4 protein-coding genes are annotated in these 3,365 nt (G+C 39.8%); 2 read left to right on the forward strand and 2 right to left on the reverse strand.

Annotation, left to right across the window (positions count from 1 at the left end; genetic code table 11):
• Window positions 1-1,137: 3-hydroxyacyl-CoA dehydrogenase family protein (locus tag AB685_RS28830; protein ID WP_047974045.1), on the reverse strand; the 1,137-nt coding region annotated here is incomplete at its 3' end.
• A 450-nt stretch (window positions 1,138-1,587) separates the two neighbouring features.
• Here AB685_RS28830 and AB685_RS28835 point away from each other — a divergent pair.
• Entirely contained in the window at window positions 1,588-1,848 is a 261-nt protein-coding gene (locus AB685_RS28835) for a hypothetical protein (RefSeq protein WP_128755964.1), read from the forward strand.
• Between the two features lie 12 nt (window positions 1,849-1,860).
• Window positions 1,861-2,202, forward strand: a complete 342-nt coding sequence (locus tag AB685_RS28840) for a spore coat protein (protein WP_047974046.1) — start codon at window positions 1,861-1,863, stop codon at window positions 2,200-2,202.
• Between the two features lie 54 nt (window positions 2,203-2,256).
• On the opposite strand, the gene AB685_RS28845 is transcribed toward AB685_RS28840, so the two are convergent.
• Window positions 2,257-3,365: mannitol-1-phosphate 5-dehydrogenase (locus AB685_RS28845; protein WP_082153820.1), on the reverse strand; the 1,109-nt coding region annotated here is incomplete at its 5' end.

Genomic DNA, 3,365 nt, shown 5'->3' on the forward strand with positions numbered 1-3,365 from the left:
AACCTTCTCAGCAGAATACAGAAGGACCGGCTTAACCAGGTTCCAAATGAGTTGTCCTGCACGATCATCTGCATAAGCGAGCGCTTTCAACTTATCGCCAGGCTTCTTTGCTTGTTTCGCTTGCTCTGTAGAAGCTGTACGTAATTTTTTACGTTCTTGGTATTCAAGCGTAATTGGATTAAGCTCCAAGATTCCGCTTCCTTTTTCAGTACGTTGTTTCACGAAGAAACCTTGGCCAGTCTTACTACCAAGCCAACCTTTTTCAGCCATCTCTTTCATGAAGGATGGAGGATCGAAGACATCTTTCTCTRCTCCTTCCACTTCATCATAGACATTCTTAGCTACATGTAAGAACGTATCAAGTCCTACAACATCAAGCGTGCGGAAAGTTGCGCTTTTCGGTCTGCCAATTAACGGACCTGTTACAGAATCAATTTCCCCAACAGAGAATTCACCTTTTAACATTTCATTAGCAGTAACAAGTAGACCGTATGTGCCGATGCGGTTTGCGATAAAGTTAGGAGTGTCCTTACATTCAACTACACCTTTTCCAAGTGTATCTTCAGCAAACGCTTTCACAAATGACAGCACATCTTGATCTGTTTTTTCAGTTGGAATCACTTCAAGAAGCTTTAAATAGCGTGGCGGGTTAAAAAAGTGTGTTCCAAGAAAATGCGCTTGGAAGTCCTCTGAACGCCCTTTGGCCATTGCTTCAATCGAGATACCCGATGTATTTGAGCTAATAATCGTACCTGGCTTGCGTACTGAATCAATTTTTTCAAATAGTTGACGTTTGATATCTAAATTTTCAACAATTACTTCGATAATCCAGTCCACTTCACCAAGGCGCTCTAAGTCGTCTTCTAGGTTACCTGGCTCAATATATGTAGCTTTTGATTTCGCCGCAAGTGGTGCTGGCTTTTGCTTTGCAAGACGTTTGATTGAATCAGTGCTGATACGATTACGAACCGCCTTACTTTCAAGCGTTAATCCTTTAGCTTCTTCAGCAGGAGTCAATTCTTTTGGAACAATATCTAGTAACAATGATGGAATTCCGATATTTGCAAGGTGTGCCGCAATCCCTGAACCCATAACACCTGATCCAATTACTGCTGCTTTTTTAATTTGTCTGGTCATCGTTCTCCCCCTTAATCCTTAAATCATTTCACTCGTAGGTCATTCATTTACTTATTACATTTCAAAGGACAACGAATTTGTCCAAGCCATATCTTATATATGTTCACAAGCTGTTCRGTATGCCTATTTTCTACCGAATGAATACTCATTCATTATTTCCCCAAAAAAAAGGCGACGAACAATTTGTCGTAACTTCTATCTTTACTATAAAGGAATTATGCCCCAGTTGCAACACATAATTCTGAAAATTATCATCTTTCTTATTTTTTAATGAAACGTTTGTTTAATCCATCTAATTTCCATTAATTTGTAAACTCTCCTAGTTATTTATAGGATACATTTAGTCTAACTCCCTCAAACTAATGCTGTATCACTAAACTCGATACATCCGTACTTTTATGATCATAAGGAGGTTTCAGTATGCAACAACAACCGATGCAACAAACGAATATGTCACCGCAACAAACGGGTCAAATACAGTATCCAGAACCACCACAGATTATTACGACAAAAGATGCTCTTTACTTAAATGATATGCTATCTTGGAATTTGCTTGCCATGAAAAAAGCCCATTTTTTTGCTGAGCAATGTCAAGATCAAGAAATTAAGCAAGTATTAGAAAAAGCAGGCATGATGCATCAACAGCATTACGAGAAGATCTTAACGCACTTGCAACCAACACAAGCTCAAACTACGATGCCTGTACAATAGGAGGAATTTGATATGAACCAGCAAAATAAAATCCAAAACCCAGAACTACAAGTTCCTAAAACACCTCAAATGTCTGAGCGTGATYTTATTAATGATCAGCTTGCAACGGAAAAGTACATGACGTCCTCATATAGCATCGCGTTGAATGAAGCAAGCCACACTGCCCTTTATCAAGACTTAGCGGGCATTTGCGAACAAACACAAAACTGCCAACGTGATCTATATAATGTCATGTTCCGCAAAGGTTTCTATGCCCTAGAAGCAGCCGATGCCCAAAAGATGCAACAAAGTTATCAACAATTCCAAGGGTACACCAATCAATTTCCTTACGGGAATGGAAATGGCCCTCAATGAACTAACCAATAAGTGAAAATCCCTTGCCCTGTGATTAGGGCAAGGGATTTTCACTTATTGGTTTAAAAGTTCCGCTACTGCCCGTTCAATCTCTTCTGCTAAAGGATGATCTGGTGAAAGAGAGGTGACCTCGACAATCGTTTCTAGCAAGCCACGCTCTTTAATCAAACGCTGAATTTGCACGCTTTCTTCATCCTGTGCTACATCAAATAAAAAGGTAGCGGCAGTTACTTTTAGTAAGTGTTGAGTATTGATCTTACGTTCATGTAATTGTACAAGAGGACCTATAAGTCGATCATTTGCACTTAACTTTCGCATTGGGTTCCGACCAACACGTTCAACTGGATCAGATAAATGACTATTTTCGAAACGACCAATTATTTTTTGATGATACGCTTTAAGTTCCTCTCGTTCAAAGTGGTACTTCACTTCTAACAAGCGACCTGTCTCTTCTAATACACCTTCAAGTTCGCGACGAATGGTAGGATTTTTGACCGCCTCAGCAATAGAATCAATTTCATGAACAAACCCTAGATAGGCTATGCACGCATGACCTGTGTTTACTGTATACAGCTTACGTTCAATATAAGGTGTGAGCTCATCGACATAGCTAACACCATCTAAACGCTTCTCAATCTTCAACCCTTCTGTGTGAACGACCCATTCAAAGAAAGGTTCAACCATTACATCAAGTCCTTCACGGCTTTGATTTGGAACAATCCGATCAACAGCTGCATCCGGAAATCCTGTGTTAGACAAAATGCCTTCCCAGATCGTAGCGTCGTCAACTTGATCTTTTATATGGCCTTTTAGTGCGGTGGTCGCTCCAATTGCATTCTCACAAGCAATTACATCAATCGGTCTTGCTCCTACTTCTAGCCGTTTCTTTAAGCCTGCGGCAAGTACCGGAGCAATAAGGGGTAAAATATTGACGCCAACAGAAACCGTAACAAGGTCTGCTTGTGCAATGGTCTCTATCACCTTCGAGTCTTCAGTTTGAATATTTAATCCGTAGACGTTATTAATTTCGATCGTTTCTTCTTCTTCTTGAGCTAAACGAATCGAATAAGATCTTTTTTCGTTTAACTGATCAATTAATGGTTGCGAGACATCAATAAAACAAATCTCATATCCATTTGAGTGTAATACCTCACCAATAAAGC

This window comes from Bacillus sp. LL01 (genome assembly GCF_001037965.1).